Source organism: Ectorhizobium quercum (assembly GCF_026552795.1).
GTDB lineage: Bacteria > Pseudomonadota > Alphaproteobacteria > Rhizobiales > Rhizobiaceae > Ectorhizobium > Ectorhizobium quercum.
Genome location: NZ_JANFPI010000001.1, coordinates 693569 through 709511, shown reverse-complemented (window position 1 = coordinate 709511; position 15943 = coordinate 693569). Strand labels below are relative to the sequence as shown.

Genomic DNA, 15943 nt, shown 5'->3' with positions numbered 1-15943 from the left:
ATCCCCCTTCGGGTGGAAATGCTCTAGGTTCCGCCCGAGGGCGGAACCGGATGCCCGCTCAGGGCCAGAGGCGGGCGTCGGGCAGCAGCGGCGCGTAGTCGTTCCATTGCGCCAGCTTTTCGCGGTAGCGCTGGCGATAGGCGCCGTCGTCGCTGAAATCCATGTTTTCCTGAACGAGTTCCGCGCCGATTTCGTAATAGACGTCGAGATTGCGCAGATCGGGAACCGGCGTCTCGCCGCGTTCGGCCTCGCCCTGCATCTGCCAGAACAGTTCCTCCAGACGGCGTGCGAGAGCCGGCATGTCGCGCAGGACGCAGGTTTCCCTCTGCCGTTGCAGGCTTTCGCGCACCGCCGCCAGCGAAGCGGGATTCTGCGCGAAACCGATGGCGCGGCTCACATAGTCGTCCTGGTCCTTGCAGACCAGTTCGGGAATGCCGGCGGCCTTGACGATCGACGAGCAGAAGCGGGACGCGAAACTCTTTCCCGGAACCGTCAGCACCGGTGTCCCCATCGTGATGGCGTCGGCCGCCGTCGAATGCGCGCCGTAGGGAAACGTGTCGAGGAAAAGGTCGGCGAGACCAATGCGGGCGAGATGGTCGGGATTGGCGGCCTTGGGCGCGAAGATCAGGCGCTCTGGCGCCACGCCGCTTTGCTCGGCCAGCTTGCGCAGCCGCTGATCGACGTCCTTTTCCCCGCCCAGCAGCCACAGCACGCTGCCGGGCGTCGCCGAAAGAATCGTCATCCAGCGCGTAAAACAGGCCTCCGTGATCTTCTGCATGCCGTTGAAGCACACATAGACGAACGCATCCTCCGGCAGACCGGCGGCGGCCCGGCTCGGCCTTTCGGCAACCTTGCGCTTGCGGTCGACGGGCTGGTCGCAGGGAATCCGCAGGACCTTTTCGGAATAGTAGATCTCGTATTCCGGCGGCACGATCTGCCCGTCGGTGATGACGTACTGGTGAAAAGGGCTTCCCGTCGTTCCCGGAAAACCGCAGAAATTCACGATCACCGGTGCCGGCCGGTAGGCGAAAATCGCCGCGCGGGCATGTTTCGTATAACCGTTGACGTCGATCAGGATGTCGATTTCATCGTCGACGATCTGCCTTGCGGCGGCGACATTGCTCATCGCGGCGATATCGCGCCAGCAATCCACGGCATTCCTGATCCGGTCCTGCGTCGCATCGCCAGTGCGCGGCTCGCCGCAATAATAGGCGTAGATCTCGACGCTCTCCTTGTCGTGCAGTTCCAGCACCTCGCAGAGCGCGAAACCGACCGCGTGGTCGCGCAGGTCCGACGACAGATAGCCGACGCGCACGCGCTTTCCGGTGCAGGACTTGAGCTTCGGCTGGGGACGGGGCACCTCGCTGGTGTCGGGCCGCCCGACGAGATAGCGGTTATAGCGGTGCGCCTTGGCGAGCTGGAACAGGGGATCATCCGCATAGCAGGCGAGCGTCATCGGCGACATGGCGTCGATCAGATGCTTCGCCGATACATGCGGCGAGGTCGCGAGCATTGGCCACTTGCACTGACGCTGCCGCAACGGCATCCAGTGTTGTGCGGCTTCGGACAGGTCGGGACGCAGCTCGATGGCGTTCCACAGTACCGATTCGGATTCTTCGAGCATTCCTACGTTTTCGAGAACGCGGCCGATGTGCTGAAGGCTCAGCAGCCGGTAATTGAGCCGGTCCGGCGTCAGTTCCGCCGTGCTCTCCGTGAAGCTGCGCCATTGCTGAATGGCCTCTCCGGTCAGGCCGTTGTCTTCGAGGGCCCGGCCGAGATTGATATGCGCTGCGCCGAACAGCGGGTCGAGCTTCAGGCAGGCGCGCAGGGCATTGATGGCCCCCGCCGTGTCTCCGACCTGCCCCAGGGCCACGGAATAGTTGAAATAGACCATGTGGAGCAGGGCATTCGTATCGTTGAATGCGATCCACGTCTTGTAGAGTTCGACCGCCTGGGCCTGCTGGCCAGTGGCCGTCAGCGTTTCGGCGGCCTGGAACAGGTCGTGCAGGGACAATTGCTGGCGGCGCGCCCGCAACAGCAAGATGGCAAACGGCGAGGCCTGTTTCGCTAGGGTGGTGCTATTGGCGTTCATCGAGATCCTGCGACAAGATAATCCGGTGGCACGGGCGTGGCGAACCACGCGCAACATGGTTTGTCCTGCCGTTTACCGGAATGAACTTGCGTCGGGCTGATGACCCGGCGGCCGCAATGGCCGACAGATGCGCCCGATGCCGCGGGAACGGCATCGGATGCATGTCCCCGACGTTAGGCCGCCAGATAGAACGAGATGATCGCCGCGATCTGGTCGGGGGAAAGGTTGGCCATGTGGTTTTCCATCAGCGCGGTTCGCTGGCTGCTCGACATGCCTGCGATATCGTCCGTGGACAGGCCGGCAACGGCCGACGCGCTGAAGGCGGCAATGTCTTCGGTCGAGAAGGTCGCCAGCTGATCGGCGGTCATGGCCGCGACCTGGGCGGAGGTCAGCGCGCCGACCTGAATCGCCGTCAGGGCCTCGGCCTGCGCGGTCGTCAGCGCGGCCACGGTCGCCGTGGTCAAACCGGAAATGGCGCTCGTGCCGAGGGCGGCGATCTCGTCCGTCGAGAACAAGGCGATGTCGTCCGTCCCCAAGGCGGCGGCCTGTATGGCGTTCAGGGCGCCGATCTGCGACGCGGTCAAGGCGGCGATCTGGCCGGTGCTCATGGCCAGCACCTGGGTGTAGCCGAGCGCGGCGATCTGGCCCGTCGTCAGCACGGCGATCTCGCCCGTGGAAAGAGCCGCGATGACCTGCGTCGACAATCCCTTGATCGCAGCCGAGCTGATCGCCACGAGGTCCGCGGTCGAGAAGGTCGCGATATCCTCCGTCGTCAATCCGGCGACCCCATCCTGGCTCAGCGCCGCGATCTGGTCGGTGGACAGGGCAGCGATCTGGCCCGCGCTCAGGGCGTGGATCTGCGCGCTGCTGAGGCCGGAGATGAAGGCGGTGGCGAGGGCGTTGATCTCGGCGACGGTCAGGGCCGCGATGAAATCGGTCGACAGGCCAGCGATCGCCCCGGAACCGATCGCCCCGAATTTTTCGGGCGAAAGCCGTTCCAGAACCTCCAGGCTCAGTCCGGCGACGCCGCCCTTGCTCAGGGCCGCGATCTGATCCGTAGACAACGCGTCGATCTGGTCTACATCCAGAACCGCAACCTGACCGCTGGTCAGGCCCGAGACGCCTGCCGCACTCAGGGCGGCGATCTGGGCCGCCGAGAACGCCACTATATCGGCCGTTTCCAGCGCGGCGACCTGCTTGGAGGTCAGCGCGCCGACCTGCCCGGTCGTCAGGGCCTCGACCTGATCGGCGCTGAGCGCCGCGATCTGGCCGGTCGAAAGACCGGCGATGCCGGCGGTGCTCAGCAGCGCGATCTGCCAGGTCGTCAGCGCGGCGATCATGTCCGTCGACAATCCCGAAATGGCGGTGCCGCTGATCGCTGCGATGTCCTCGTCAGAGAAAACCTCGAAGCCGTCGATGCCGAGCGCCCCGAGCTGCCGGGCGCTCAGGGCCCCGACCTGTCCGGCCGTCAGCGCTTCGACCTGATCGACGCTGAGCGCCGCGATCTGGCCGGTCGAAAGACCGCTGACGCCCGCCGTGCCCAGGGCGGCGATCTGCCCGGTCGTCAGCGCGGCGATCGTGCCCGTCGACAATCCCAGAACGGCACTGGCGCTGAGCGCCGCAATGTCCTCGTCCGAGAAGACCGCCAGACCGTCCGTGCCGAGAGCGGCGACCTGCACGGAGCTGAATGCCCCCACCTGCACGCTCGTCAGCGCCTCGACCTGATCGACGCTGAGCGCCGCGACCTGGCTTGCCGAAAGCCCGGCGATGCCGGTCGTGCTCAAGGCGGCGACCTGTGCGGTCGAGAGAACCGCGATATCCTCGGCACCGAGCGCCGCAACCTGCCTGGCGCTGAGCGCTGCCACCTGCGTGGTGGAAAGCGCCTCGACCTGCCCGGTCGTCAGCGCGGCGATCTGGCCGGTGGTCAGGCCGGATATGCCGTCCGCCGAAAGCGCGGCGATCTGTTCGGTCGTCAACGTGGCGATGGTGTCGGTCGACAATCCCGCAACGGCTCTCGAACTGAGTGCTGCCATGCCGTCCGCCGAAAGCGCCTCGAGATCGTCCGCATCCAGAACCGCCACCTGTTTGGACGTGAGGGCGCCGATCTGGGTACTGGTCAGCGCCTCCAGCTGCTCGTTGCTCAGCGCGACGATCTGCGCGGTCGTCAGCGCAGCGATGCCCGCCGTGCTCAGCGCGCCGATCTGGCCGGTCGAAAGGGCGGCGATGTCGGCGGTGCCCAGCGCCGCGACCTGCTGGGAGCTGAGGGAGCCGATCTGCGCCGTGCCGAGCGATTCGACCTGCGCCACGCTCAAGGCGGCGATCTGGGCCGTCGAAAGCCCCGCGATGCCAGCCGTGCTCAGCGCGCCGATCTGTTCGGTCGAAAGGGCGGCGATCACGCTCGCCGACAATCCGGCGATGGCACTGGCGCTGAGCGCGGCAATGTCCTTCGTCGAGAAGACCGCAATCTCGGCCGCACTGAGAGCAGCGACCTGCCGCGACGTGAGCGCCGCGACCTGAAGGCTCGTCAGCGCCTCCGCCTGCTCGGTCGAAAGCGACGCGATCTGCCCGGTGGAAAGTCCGGCGATGGCCGCCGTGCTCAGGGCGGCGATCTGGTCGGTCGAAAGCGCCGTGATGTCATTCGTGCCGAGCGCGGCGACCTGCTGCGAGCCGAGCGCACCGATCTGCTCCGCATTGAGGGCGCCGATCTGGAGGGTGGTCAGGGCCGCGATCTGGCCGGTGGCAAGGCCGGATATGCCGGCGGTGCTCAAGGCCGCGATCTGTTCCGTCGAAAGGGCGGCGAGCGCGCTCGCCGACAGTCCGGCGATGGCGCCGGCACTGATCGCGGCGATGTCCTTCGTCGAGAAGACCGCGATCTCGGCCGCGCTGAGAGCGGCAAGCTGCCGCGACGTGAGCGCCCCGACCTGAAGGCTCGTCAGCGCCTCCACCTGGTCGATGCTCAGGGCGGCGATCTGCGCCGTGGTCAGGCCCGCGATGGCGGCTGTGCCAAGCGCGGCGATCTGCGCGGTCGTCAGGGCGGCAATGTCCTCCGTGCCCAGCGCCGAGACCTGTCTGGAACCCAGCGCGGCGAGCTGGAGCGTGCTCAGGGCGTCGATCTGGCTGGCGCTCAGGGCGGCGATCTGGGCCGTGGTCAGGCCGGAAATGCCGGCCGTGCTCAGCGCCGCGACCTGTTCGGCCGAAAGCGCCGCGATCGTGCCCGTTGACAATCCCGCGATGGCGCTCGAGCTGATCGCAGCGATTTCCCGTGTGGAAAGGGCCGCCATGTTGCTGGTGGACAGCGCCGCGATCTGGGCAGAATTCAGCGCCGCGATCTGCCGCGTGGAGAAAGCCGCGACCTGGGCGGCGCTCATGGCCACGATCTGCTGCGAGGAGAGGCCGGATATGCCCGCCGTGCTCAACGCCGCGATCTGCGCGGTCGAAAGGGCGGCGATCATGCCGGAGGACAGGGCCGAGACGGCATCCGCGCTCAGGGCCGCCACATCGGCCGTCGAGAAGGTCGCGATGTTGTCGGTGCCGAGAACGGCGGCCTGCCTGGAACTGAGGGAGCCGACCTGGGCGCTTGTCAGCGCTTCGGCCTGGGCCGTGCTCAGGGCGGCGATCTGCCCGGTCGACAGCCCGGCGATGCCCGCCGTGCTCAGCGCCGCGATCTGCGCCGTCGAAAGGGCCGATATGTCCGAGGTGCCGAGCGCGGCAACCTGCGCGGAACTCAACGTCGCGATCTGCCGGGTGGACAGGGCCGAAAGCTGCGCGGTGCCCAGCGCGTCGATCTGCCGGGTCGAAAGTCCCGAAATGCCGGAGGTGCTCAGCGCGGCGACCTGCGCCGTCGAAAGGGCGACGATCTGGGCGGTGGACAGGCCCGATATGGCACCCGAACCGATGGCCGCGATGTCGCCCGTCGAGAAGACGGCGATGTCGTCCGTGCCGAAGGCCTCAAGCTGCGCGGCGCTGAGGGCGCCGACCTGGATTGTCGTCAATGCCGCCGCCTGTGCGGTGCTCAGCGCGTCGATCTGCCGGGTGGAAAGCCCCGAAATACCGGAGGTGCTCAGCGCGGCGACCTGCGTGGTCGAAAGAGCCGCGAGACCGTCCGTGCCGAGGGCTCCGACCTGCGCGGAATTCAACGCCGCGACCTGCCGGGTGGACAGGGCCGAAAGCTGGCCGGCGCCCAGCGCGTCGACTTGCGCCGTGGAGAGGCCCGATATGCCGGAGGCGCTCAAGGCCGCGAGCTGAGCCGTCGAGAGCGTGGCGATGACGGCCGTCGACAGGCCCGATATGGCAGCCGAACCGATCGCCGCGATGTCCTGGGAAGAGAAGACGGCGATGTCGTTCGCATCGAGAGCATCGAGCTGCTCGGCGCTGAGAGCGCCGACCTGGGCCGCCGTCAGCGCCTCCATCTGCGCGGTGCTCAGGGCATCGATCTGGCCGGCCGCGAGCCCCTTGATGCCGGCCGTGCTCAAGGCCGCGATCTGCGCGGTGGAAAGGGCTGCAATACCGTCGGTGCCCAAGGCGGCGACCTGTCCGGAACTCAGCGCTGCGATCTGCTTGGTGGACAGGGCGGCAAGCTGCTCGGCGGTCAGGGCGTCGATCTGCTCGGAGGAGAGGCTCGAAATACCCGACGTATTCAGGACCGAGAGCTGCGCGGTCGACAAGGCCGCGATGCCGTCCGCGCCCAATGCGGCAGCCTGCGTCGCGCTCAAGACGGCGAGCTGCCTGGTGGTGAGCGCCGCAATCTGGCCGGTGGTCAGAGCGCCGATCTGGGCGGTCGTCAGTCTTGAAGCGGCGCCCGTGCTCAAGGCGGCGATCTGCTCGGACGACAGGGCCGCGATCAGCTCCGTCGACAATCCCGATATGGCAGCGGAACCGATGGCGGCGATGTCCGCCGTCGAGAATGTCCCGATATCGTCGACGTCGAGGCCGGAAAGCTGCACCGAGTTGAGGGCGGCAATCTGCGCGGCGGACAGCGTATCGACCTGCGCGGTGGAAAAGGCCGCGATCTGTTCCGAGGTCAGGCCGGACGTGGCGCTGATGCTCAAGGACGCGATCTGGGCGGTCGTCAGCGCGGCGATTACATCCGTCGACAGGCCGGACACGGCCTTGCTGCTAAGGGCGGCGATCTCGGCCGTCGAGAACAATGCAATGTCGTCGGCGTCGAAGGCCGCAAGCTGCGCGGAGCTGAGAACCGCGACCTGCGTGACGGACAGGGCCTCGACCTGAGCGGCGGAGAGGGCCGCGATCTGCTCCGCGCCGAGTCCCGTGACCGCGGTCGTCTTCAACGCGGCAATCTGATCGGTGGACAGTCCGGGAATCGCGTCGAGGCTGAGCGCGGCGGCCTGTTTGGCGCTCAACACCGTGACCTGCGCCGACGACAGCGCTTCCACCTGCTGGGCCGACAGAACGTTCACCTGCGCCGTCGTCAGGCCCGCGACCGCGCTCGTGCTCAGCACGGCGACCTGGGCGGAGGTCAGCGCCGCGATGACATCGGTACTCAGGCCGGATATGCCCTTGCTGGTGATCGCCGCGATGTCGTCTATCGAAAAGACCGCCAGGTCGTCCGCGTCGAGGACCGCCAGTTGGGCGGAGGTCAGCGCCTTCACCTGCGCGGAGGTGAGAGCCTCGAGCTGGCTGGTGGACAAGGCATCGACCTGCGCAGTGGTCAGGCCCGCGACCGTGGCCGTGCCCAGCGCCGCGATCTGGGCGGTGGAGAATGCGGCGATGACATCCGTGCTCAGGCCCGATATGGCCTTGCTGCTGATGGCGGCAATCCCCTCGGTGGAAAATACCGCGATCTTTTCGGTTCCGAGCGCAATGAGCTGCGCGGAACCCAGCGCCTTGATCTGGGCGGCGGAGAACGCCGCGGCCTGGCCGGTCGACAAGGCGGCGATCTGGATGGTCGACAAGGCGGCGATGACGCCCGACCCCAGAGACGCGATGGTGCCGGTGGACATCACGCCGATGTCGTCCACGCTGAACGCCGACACCTGCGCCGCCGTCAGGGCCTTGGCCTGGGTGGTGGTGATCGCGCCGATCTGGGCGGTGGACAGGGCCTCGATCTGGGCGGTCGTCAGACGTGCGATCACGTTCGTGTTCAGGGCCGCGACCTGCGCCGTGGACAGGGAGGCGATGATAGCCGTATCCAGACCCGTCGCCGCCTTGTAGCCGATGGCCGCCATGTCCGCAGTCGAGAACGTCGCGATATTGTCCGAACCGAGGGCCGACAGTTGCGCCGCGCCGAGGGCGGCGACCTGGATGGAGGTCAGCGCCTCGGCCTGAGCCGTCCCGAGGGCGCCGATCTGCGCGGTCGTCAGGCCCGCGATCGCCACGGTGCTCAAGGCGGCGATCTGCGCGGTCAAGAGAGACGCGATGACGGCCGTGCTCAGCCCGGAAACCGCCTTGTTGCCGATGGCCGCCATATCCGCGGTGGAGAACGCCGATATGGTATCGGCGTTCAGAGCGGAAAGCTGCGTGGAAGTCAGCGCCTTCACCTGCGCGGACGAGAATGCCTCGAGCTGGGTGATGTTTAGGGCGCCGATCTGGCCGGACGTGAAGCCCGCGACGGCCGCCGTGCTCAGGGCGGCGATCTGTGCGGTCGAAAACGCGGCGACGTCCTCCAGATCCAGCACCGCGACCTGCGACGCCTTGAGGACACCGACCTGGACCGTCGTCAGCGCAGCAACCTGAGCCGGCGTCAGGGCGGCGACCTGGGCGGTTTTCAGGCGCGCGATCGCGCTCGTGCTCAAGGCCGCGATATGCTCCGGGGGAAGAGCGCCGATGACCTCCGGGCTGAGGCCCGAAACGGCGATGTCGCTGAGCGCGGCCATCTCCTCGGTCGTGAACGTCGCAAGGTCCTCCGCGCTCAGGACCGCCAGTTGCGCGGCGCTGAGCGAACTGACCTGCGAGGTGGTGAACGCCTCGACCTGGCTGGTCGTCAGGGCGCTGAGCTGCGTGGTGGTGAGCGCCGCCACCTGGTTGCCGCTGAGGTTTTCGATGTCGCTCTGGCCGAGGACGGCAAGTTGATCGAGCGTCAGCCCGACGATGGCGCCGGACGAAATGGCGCGAAGCTGCTGGGTGGTGAGTGTATCCACATCCTCCGTGTCCAGCGCAGCGATCTGCACCGAGGACAGCGCCGTGATCTGCGCCGAGGTCAGCGAGGCCACATCTTCCGTCGTCCACGCAGCGACCGCGGCCGTCGAAAGAGACCTGATGACGCTGACGGGCAGGGAAGAAATGGTCGTGGTCATTTTCTAAAGTCCTTGAAGCAAGCTTTTTGCGCAATCCGATCAATACATTAGCTTCACGGGAAAGATCATTTTCCGTGCGAGGCCGCTTGTAAGGCCCCGCAACTGGACCGGGCCGATCACCCGGGCCTGTCCGCAGCGAAGAGGAAAATAGGGAAACTGGCTTGCCCGAACCTGAAGTTTCGCGGCAGGGCGGTCCGGGGCGCGAGGCTGCCCGGCTCATTCCGTTTCGGGCAGAATATTTCCGGCGGTTTTTGCGGCATCCGGCAGGGACCGGCTAAGCCTGCCCGTCAAGGGCCGCGCTGTGACACGTGCGGGGGATTTTTCAGTTGAATTCCATCGTGCTTGCCGGATCGGCGGAAACGCCGATCCGTATCGCGTCAGGCGAAGGAGCGCACGAGAGAGCCGACCAGCAGGTTCCAGCCGTCGATCAGCACGAAGAACAGGATCTTGAACGGCAGGGAGATCGATGTCGGCGGCAGCATCATCATGCCCATCGCCATCGTGATGGCCGCGACGATCATGTCGATGACGAGGAACGGCAGCAGGATGAGGAAGCCGATTTCGAAGCCGCGACGGATTTCCGACAACATGAAGGCCGGAATGAGAATGCGGTATTCGATGCGTTCGCCGAGTTCGACGGTCTGGCCCTTTTCGCGGGCGATATCGACGAACAGGGCCAGATCCTTGTCGCGGGTATTCGCCATCATGAAGCCGCGAAACGGCTCGGCGATGCGCTCGACGGCCTCGGCCTCCGTGATCTGGTTTTGCAGGAGCGGCTGGACGCCGTCCTGCCACGACCGCTCGAGCGTCGGCGCCATGACGTAAAACGTCATGAACAGCGCCATCGACGACAGGATCATGCTCGACGGCGTCGTGCCGATGCCCATGCCGGTGCGCAGGATGGAAAAGACGATGATGAAGCGCGGGAAGCTCGTCACCATGATGAGGATGCCCGGCGCGACCGAAAGGATCGTCAGGAGACCGAAGGTCCGGACGATCCAGGCCGCAGCCGAACCCTCCAGCGGGGCATTGAACAGCTCCGTCGGGAATTGCTGGGCGACGGCCAGCTGCGGCACCGCAAGGACCGCGGCAATGAGCAGGAGCTTACGAATCATTCGATCACAAAGGTTCTGAACAGAACCTTGGATACCCGCCCTTGCGAACGCAGGTCAACACGTTCCTGAAGGTCTTCCCGGAGATATTGAAAGCCGCGCGGACCCTGAATCTGCTGGAGCGAAACCGTCTTCAGATAGGCCAGAATGTCCTGATGGATCGTCTCGGCCAGCGGCGCATCCGGCACGCCGTTGAACGTCAGGGCGACCTCCAGGCGGATCCAGTTTTCGGCCGGATAGGCGAGGTTGGTCGTGATCGGCTCCAGCAGCACCGTGCCGTTGGCCTCCGTCGCGACGCGGGGCAGGCCTCCCTCCTCCTCGCCGCCGGGCGCACCGTGACCGCCGGCCGGCGCGGCGGCATGCTCGGCGGCCGCGGCCTGTTCGGCCTCCGCCTGGGAAATTCCCGGCGCCAGCATGTTGCCGACGATCCAGCCGCCGCCGGCGCCCACGAGGGTGAGAACGGCGACGCCGGCGATCGTCAGTATCAGACCCGACTTCTTCTTCGAGGCGTCTTCGCCGCCCTCGGCCAGTTCGTCAGCCATGACCCAACCGTTCCTTCCTCTCAAGACCCCGCCGCATCAGATCGGCGAATAGATATCGACGATCTGCTGGCCGACCGGCGGCTGCTGCACTTCCATCAGACGGCCGCGGCCGCCATAGGAGATGCGCGCTTCGGCGATCCGGTCGTAGGAGATGGTGTTGTCGGAATTGACGTCCTGCGGGCGAACGATGCCGGCGACGTTGAGAATGCGGATTTCGTGGTTTACGCGCACTTCCTGCGAACCGCTGATGACGAGATTGCCGTTTTCCATGATGCCGGTGACGACCGCCGCGACGAGCAGCGTCAGCTTTTCCGAGCGGGTGATCGAGCCCTTGCCCTTGCTCTGCGAGTCCGAATCGAAGCCGAGCGTCGAATCGGTGTTGGGCGTCCAGCCGAAGATCTGCGCGGCGGCGTTCCAGCCGGTCTGCTTGCTGTTGGCGCGGGTGCGTTCCGTCTCGTTGTCGAAGGAGGCCCTGTCGTTGATGGAGATGTCCACCGTCAGGATGTCGCCGACATTCAGCGCGCGGGCGTCCTTGAACAGAGCCGCCTGGCTGTCGCTCCACAGCGAATAGCCGCTCGCCATATGGCGCGGCTGCTTCGGATACTGTGCCATCTGCGGCGTCTGGCCGAAGGCGAGCCCGGAGCCGATGGGGCTCATCGAAGGTGCATTGCCGATCTCGCGGAGGGTCTGGTTCTTTTCCACCGACTGACATCCCGTCAGCGCGGCGGTCGCCATCAGGGCGATTGCGAGTTTTTTCATGACGGGTCCTTCGGGATGACCGGATCGGCAGCGCTCGCCATGATCGAGGCGATGATACCTGCCTTCTTAGGGTCCATTTCGGCCATGATCAGGCCGGATTGCCTGGCCGGCAGCTTCATGATGATCGCTGCGGCGAGAATGGGGGGCGTTTCCTGCAACTGGGGCGCTGCGGCATCCGCCTTCATGGTCTTGTAGATATCGACGAGGCTGACTTCGGCCTGCTGCATGAAGTCGTTGCGCCGCTTCAGCCATTCCTCGTATTCGGCCCTGCGCTCCTCGAGCAGCGTGATGCGCTCGTTGATCTCGGCCTGAAGCGTATCCAGCTCCTGCTTCTGCATCAGGTAACGCTGATCGCGCGCCGCGTCGGCGATATTGCCGCAGAACTGGCGGATCTCGTCCTGCGTGCTGCCCGGCATCACCGCCGTGACCGGCTCCTGCGCCTGCGCGCCGCTCAGCGCGACCAGAACGAAACCCAGCGCGGCGAGGCGGCCGGTGGTGAGGCTGGCCCTGAGGCCGGAAAGGCTCTTGCTGACGATCATTGCAGGACAAGCTCCGCCTGGAGGGCGCCGGCCGACTTGATCCCCTGAAGGATGGCGATGATACCGTCGGGCTTGACGCCGATGTTGTTGAGGCCGGCAACGAGGGTCTTCAGATCGGGACCTTCGATAACGGCGACCGGACCGCCGGTCTGTTCCGCCATGATGTCGGTCTGCGGCTGGATGACCGTCCTGCCGTCCGTGAACGGCAGGGGCTGGATGACCTGCGGGCTTTCCATGACCTGAACGGTGAGCGTGCCGTAGCTGACCGCCACCTGCGACACACGCACATCCGCCCCGATGACGATGGTGCCGGTGCGCTCGTTGATGACGACCTTGGCCGGCGAGTCCGTCTCGACCAGAAGGTTTTCGATGTCGGCCATCAATCTCGTCAGATCGACAGAGGCCGGCTTCGCCACCGCGACTTCCTGCGAATCGCGCGCTTCGGCGATCGGGCCGCCGTGGCGCTGGCGGCCATAGGCGTTGACGACATCGGCGATGCGCACGGCGGTGGAGAAATCCGGGTTGCGCAATTGCAGCACCAGATTGATGGAATCCTTGAACTTGGACGGCAGCTCGCGCTCGATGATCGCGCCACCGGGAACGCGGCCCGCCGTGACGACGCCTTCGTTCAGGGAAGAGGCCTGCCCCTGGGCGCTGAAGCCGGAAACGATGACCGACCCTTGCGCGACCGCATAGATCTGGCCGTCGGCGCCGGAAAGCGAAGTCATGACGAGGGTGCCGCCGCGCAGCGACGAGGCGTCGCCCAGCGAACTGACCGTGACGTCGATGCGGCTGCCGGGGCTGGCGAAGGGGGGAAGGTTCGTCGTGACCATGACGGCGGCGACGTTGCGGGCGCTCGACTGGCCGCCCTGCGTCGAAATCCCGAGATTCTGGAGCATCGCGCGCATCGACTGTTCGGTGAAGGGCGAGGAGCGCAGGCTGTCGCCCGTGCCTTGCAGGCCGACGACCAGACCGTAGCCGATGAGCTGGTTGTCCCGGCCTGATTGCAGCGAGGCGATATCCTTGATGCGCGAGACCGTGGTGCCGGCCGCGAGAGCGTTCGCGGCAAGCGCGAACAGCACGGCGAAGGCGGTCAGGAACAGGCTCGGTCTCATTTCTTCATCACCTCCACGGTGCCGTCCGCCATGACCGTGCCGTTGACGGTCACGCCGGAATCGAGATTGCGCACCCGGATGACGTCGCCGGTCATCGCATCCGCAAGCGGCGTTCCGCTCGCCGAGATGGTGAGGTTGCCGACCCGCGCCACGAGGCGGACCGGCGTGCCGCGCTGCACCGTGAACGGTTCGCGCAGCGTGCCGACCTGAATGGTGCGTCCGGCGACAAGCGTGCGCCTGCTCACCATCCCGATCACCTGCTCGATGGAACTGGCATAGCCCGGAGCAAGATTGGGATTGGTGACTTCCACGGCCTTCACCCGGCTTTCGGTGATGGTCTCGCCCGGATAGATGGTCGTGACCGGCACGATGGCGTAGCCGGTATCGGCTGCGGCCGGGCCGGCGAGAAGGACGAAGGAGGCCGCCGCCACGGCGAGCGCGCGGCCCTTGATTGCGATGTGACGGCGAAACCTCATGCTTGCCCTGCCTTCCGGATTACTTCAGGTTCTTGCTGACGATGGAAGCCATTTCGTCGGCGGTCGTGATCACCTTGGAGTTCATCTCATAGGCGCGCTGCGCCGAGATCAGATCCGTGATTTCCTTGACCGGGTCGACGTTGGACGATTCCAGATAGCCCTGCTTGACGTAGCCGAAACCGACTTCGCGCGGATTGGAAATCACCGCCTCGCCGGATGCCTCGGTCTGCATGAACAGGTTGTCCCCGAGTGGCTTCAGGCCGGCTTCGTTGGCGAAGTTGGCGAGCTGGAGCTGGCCGACCTCGGTGAAGTTCTCGTCGTTGCCGAGACGGACCTGAACCGTGCCGTCCTCACCGATCTGGATTTCCGTCGTGTCCTGCGGAATGGTGATCTGCGGCAGCACAGTGTAGCCGTCGATCGTCACCAGATTGCCGTCCGCGTCCTTGTTGAAGGCGCCGGCGCGGCTGTAGAGCGTGTTGCCGTCGGGCGCCTCGACCGTGAACCAGCCGCGGCCGACGATGGCCAGATCGAGGTCGTTGCTCGTCTGCGTCAGCTCGCCCTGCATGTGCAGCTTGCGCACGGCGGAGGTCTGGACGCCGAGGCCGATATTGGCGCCCTCCGGCACGACGGCCTGGTTGGCGCGGTTGGCGACGCCGCCGGCCCGCTCCGTCTGGTAGAGCAGATCGGTGAACTCGGCGCGGCTGCGCTTGTAACCGGTCGTGTTGATGTTGGCGATGTTGTTGGCGATGACTTCCAGATTGGTCTGCTGGGCGTCCATGCCGGTGGCTGCGATGGCGAGTGCTCTCATCTTTCCGTTCCTTCCGAACCGTCAGATCTGCATTTTCGTGATTTCGAGATAGGCCTGGACGACCTTGTCGCGGACGGCGATGGCCGTCTTGAGCGACTGGTCGGCCTGGAGCATGGCGTCCACGACCTCGCGGGTCGAAGCCGTGCCCTGGATGCCGGCGAAGGCGGCGCCCTCGCCGTTCTTCACAGATGTGATCGCCTCGTTGGCCATGTTGCCGAGGACGGCACCGAAGGTCGGGCCGACGACGGTGCTGGCGGCGGCGGTGACGGCGTTGCCCATCAGCGAATTTTCGGTCTTCGAACCCGTCGTGGTGCCGATGCCCTTGGTGAGCAGGGACGAAGTGGCCTGGATTGTGTCGATCATGACTAGCCTTTCAGAAGGTCGATCGTCGCGCTGATGAGGTCGCGCGTCTGGCGAATGGTCTGGAGATTGGCGTCGTAGGTGCGGTTCGCCTCGCGCATGTCGGCCATCTCGATCAGCATGTTGACGTTCGGCATCTTGACGATGCCGCGCTCGTCGGCGGCAGGGTGGCTGGGGTCGTATTCCTCGGTGAAGTCGCCCCGGTCGACGCCGAGCCTCTTCACGCCCACCAGCGTGACGCCGGAGGAGCGGTCCATTTCCGCGCCGAAGGTGATCGTCTTGCGGCGGTAGGGATCGGCCCCGGGCGTGTCGCCCGTGGTGCGGGAGTTGGCGATGTTTTCCGAAACGATGCGCAGGCGCGTGGACTGGGCTTCCAGGCCGCTGCCGGCGATCTTGAGGGAGGCTGACAAGGGATCGATCGGCATTATCGGGCCACCACGCTCAGCATCATGCCGTGAAAGTTCTTGATGAGCTGGGTGTTCAGCTCATACTGGCGCTTGATCTCGCCGGTCTTGGCGAGCTCGGTGGCAAGCGCCACCGTGTTGCCAGATTCCTGGATGCCGATCTCCTGGTTCAGGTCGTTCTCCTCGATCCCGACCCTGTCGGAGGCAAGGGTGTCGCCGGCAAAATGCGCCGGATTGGTGCGCGCCATCGGAATGTGGCTGGACTTCAGCACGGACTCGAATGGCGTCACGTCCCTTGCGCGGTATTTCGGCGTGTTGGCGTTCGCGATGTTGGTCGCAACCACCTCCTGGCGAACCGAAAGCCATTCGGCCTGCTTCGATGCCAGTTCAAAGAGCTGAATCGGCTGCATTGACACTTCTCCGTCTACTCATCTGCCGGAGAAACTAGTGCGGTAAACTTGCGTGGGACTTACGGGAAAGCGC

General features: G+C 65.8%; 12 protein-coding genes. All 12 read right to left on the bottom strand.

The genetic code is table 11. From position 1 onward, the window contains the following. Positions 1-58: 58 nt before the first annotated feature. Positions 59-2092, bottom strand: coding sequence for an O-linked N-acetylglucosamine transferase, SPINDLY family protein (locus tag NOF55_RS03240; RefSeq protein WP_306409864.1), 2034 nt, complete (start codon positions 2090-2092; stop codon positions 59-61). 173 nt (positions 2093-2265) lie between these two features. After that, on the bottom strand, positions 2266-9345 hold the full coding sequence (locus NOF55_RS03235; protein WP_306409863.1) for a beta strand repeat-containing protein: 7080 nt from the start codon (positions 9343-9345) through the stop codon (positions 2266-2268). Between the two features lie 377 nt (positions 9346-9722). Beyond that, positions 9723-10460, bottom strand: coding sequence for a flagellar type III secretion system pore protein FliP (gene fliP, locus NOF55_RS03230; RefSeq protein WP_306409862.1), 738 nt, complete (start codon positions 10458-10460; stop codon positions 9723-9725). Continuing rightward, complete coding sequence (locus NOF55_RS03225) at positions 10457-10999, bottom strand: flagellar basal body-associated FliL family protein (RefSeq protein ID WP_306409861.1); 543 nt, start codon at positions 10997-10999, stop codon at positions 10457-10459. Before NOF55_RS03225 ends, fliP begins: the two co-directional genes overlap by 4 nt. A 36-nt stretch (positions 11000-11035) precedes the next feature. After that, positions 11036-11758: a flagellar basal body L-ring protein FlgH gene (gene flgH, locus NOF55_RS03220; protein ID WP_370868887.1), complete on the bottom strand. Its 723-nt coding sequence runs from the start codon at positions 11756-11758 to the stop codon at positions 11036-11038. Then, on the bottom strand, positions 11755-12297 hold the full coding sequence (locus NOF55_RS03215; protein ID WP_306409860.1) for a MotE family protein: 543 nt from the start codon (positions 12295-12297) through the stop codon (positions 11755-11757). Before NOF55_RS03215 ends, flgH begins: the two co-directional genes overlap by 4 nt. Beyond that, positions 12294-13412 (bottom strand): flagellar basal body P-ring protein FlgI, encoded by a 1119-nt coding sequence (locus NOF55_RS03210; RefSeq protein WP_306409859.1) that lies wholly within the window; start codon positions 13410-13412, stop codon positions 12294-12296. Before NOF55_RS03210 ends, NOF55_RS03215 begins: the two co-directional genes overlap by 4 nt. Further along, a complete protein-coding gene (flgA, locus tag NOF55_RS03205) occupies positions 13409-13888 on the bottom strand; it encodes a flagellar basal body P-ring formation chaperone FlgA (RefSeq protein ID WP_306409858.1) in 480 nt (159 codons plus the stop codon). The genes NOF55_RS03210 and flgA overlap by 4 nt, the downstream gene beginning before the upstream one ends. A 19-nt stretch (positions 13889-13907) precedes the next feature. Beyond that, positions 13908-14696 carry a flagellar basal-body rod protein FlgG gene (flgG, locus tag NOF55_RS03200; RefSeq protein ID WP_306409857.1) on the bottom strand — a complete coding sequence of 263 codons (789 nt, stop codon included), beginning with the start codon at positions 14694-14696 and terminating at the stop codon, positions 13908-13910. A 21-nt stretch (positions 14697-14717) separates the two neighbouring features. Next, positions 14718-15059: a flagellar hook-basal body complex protein FliE gene (fliE, locus tag NOF55_RS03195; protein ID WP_306409856.1), complete on the bottom strand. Its 342-nt coding sequence runs from the start codon at positions 15057-15059 to the stop codon at positions 14718-14720. A 2-nt stretch (positions 15060-15061) separates the two neighbouring features. Further along, complete coding sequence (gene flgC / locus NOF55_RS03190) at positions 15062-15475, bottom strand: flagellar basal body rod protein FlgC (RefSeq protein WP_306410187.1); 414 nt, start codon at positions 15473-15475, stop codon at positions 15062-15064. Between the two features lie 5 nt (positions 15476-15480). After that, the gene (flgB, locus tag NOF55_RS03185; RefSeq protein ID WP_306409855.1) at positions 15481-15870 is read right to left on the bottom strand and encodes a flagellar basal body rod protein FlgB; all 390 of its coding nucleotides are present in this window, start codon (positions 15868-15870) and stop codon (positions 15481-15483) included. Positions 15871-15943: the final 73 nt, after the last annotated feature.

Excerpts from the sequence above, each read along its gene's own strand:
- flgG (WP_306409857.1), bottom strand. The coding sequence starts at position 14,696 with ATGAGAGCACTCGCCATCGCAGCCACCGGCATGGACGCCCAGCAGACC.
- flgH (WP_370868887.1), bottom strand. The coding sequence starts at position 11,758 with ATGAAAAAACTCGCAATCGCCCTGATGGCGACCGCCGCGCTGACGGGA.
- NOF55_RS03210 (WP_306409859.1), bottom strand. The coding sequence starts at position 13,412 with ATGAGACCGAGCCTGTTCCTGACCGCCTTCGCCGTGCTGTTCGCGCTT.
- NOF55_RS03235 (WP_306409863.1), bottom strand. The coding sequence starts at position 9,345 with ATGACCACGACCATTTCTTCCCTGCCCGTCAGCGTCATCAGGTCTCTT.
- NOF55_RS03225 (WP_306409861.1), bottom strand. The coding sequence starts at position 10,999 with ATGGCTGACGAACTGGCCGAGGGCGGCGAAGACGCCTCGAAGAAGAAG.
- NOF55_RS03215 (WP_306409860.1), bottom strand. The coding sequence starts at position 12,297 with ATGATCGTCAGCAAGAGCCTTTCCGGCCTCAGGGCCAGCCTCACCACC.
- flgA (WP_306409858.1), bottom strand. The coding sequence starts at position 13,888 with ATGAGGTTTCGCCGTCACATCGCAATCAAGGGCCGCGCGCTCGCCGTG.
- flgB (WP_306409855.1), bottom strand. The coding sequence starts at position 15,870 with ATGCAGCCGATTCAGCTCTTTGAACTGGCATCGAAGCAGGCCGAATGG.
- fliP (WP_306409862.1), bottom strand. The coding sequence starts at position 10,460 with ATGATTCGTAAGCTCCTGCTCATTGCCGCGGTCCTTGCGGTGCCGCAG.
- NOF55_RS03240 (WP_306409864.1), bottom strand. The coding sequence starts at position 2,092 with ATGAACGCCAATAGCACCACCCTAGCGAAACAGGCCTCGCCGTTTGCC.
- fliE (WP_306409856.1), bottom strand. The coding sequence starts at position 15,059 with ATGATCGACACAATCCAGGCCACTTCGTCCCTGCTCACCAAGGGCATC.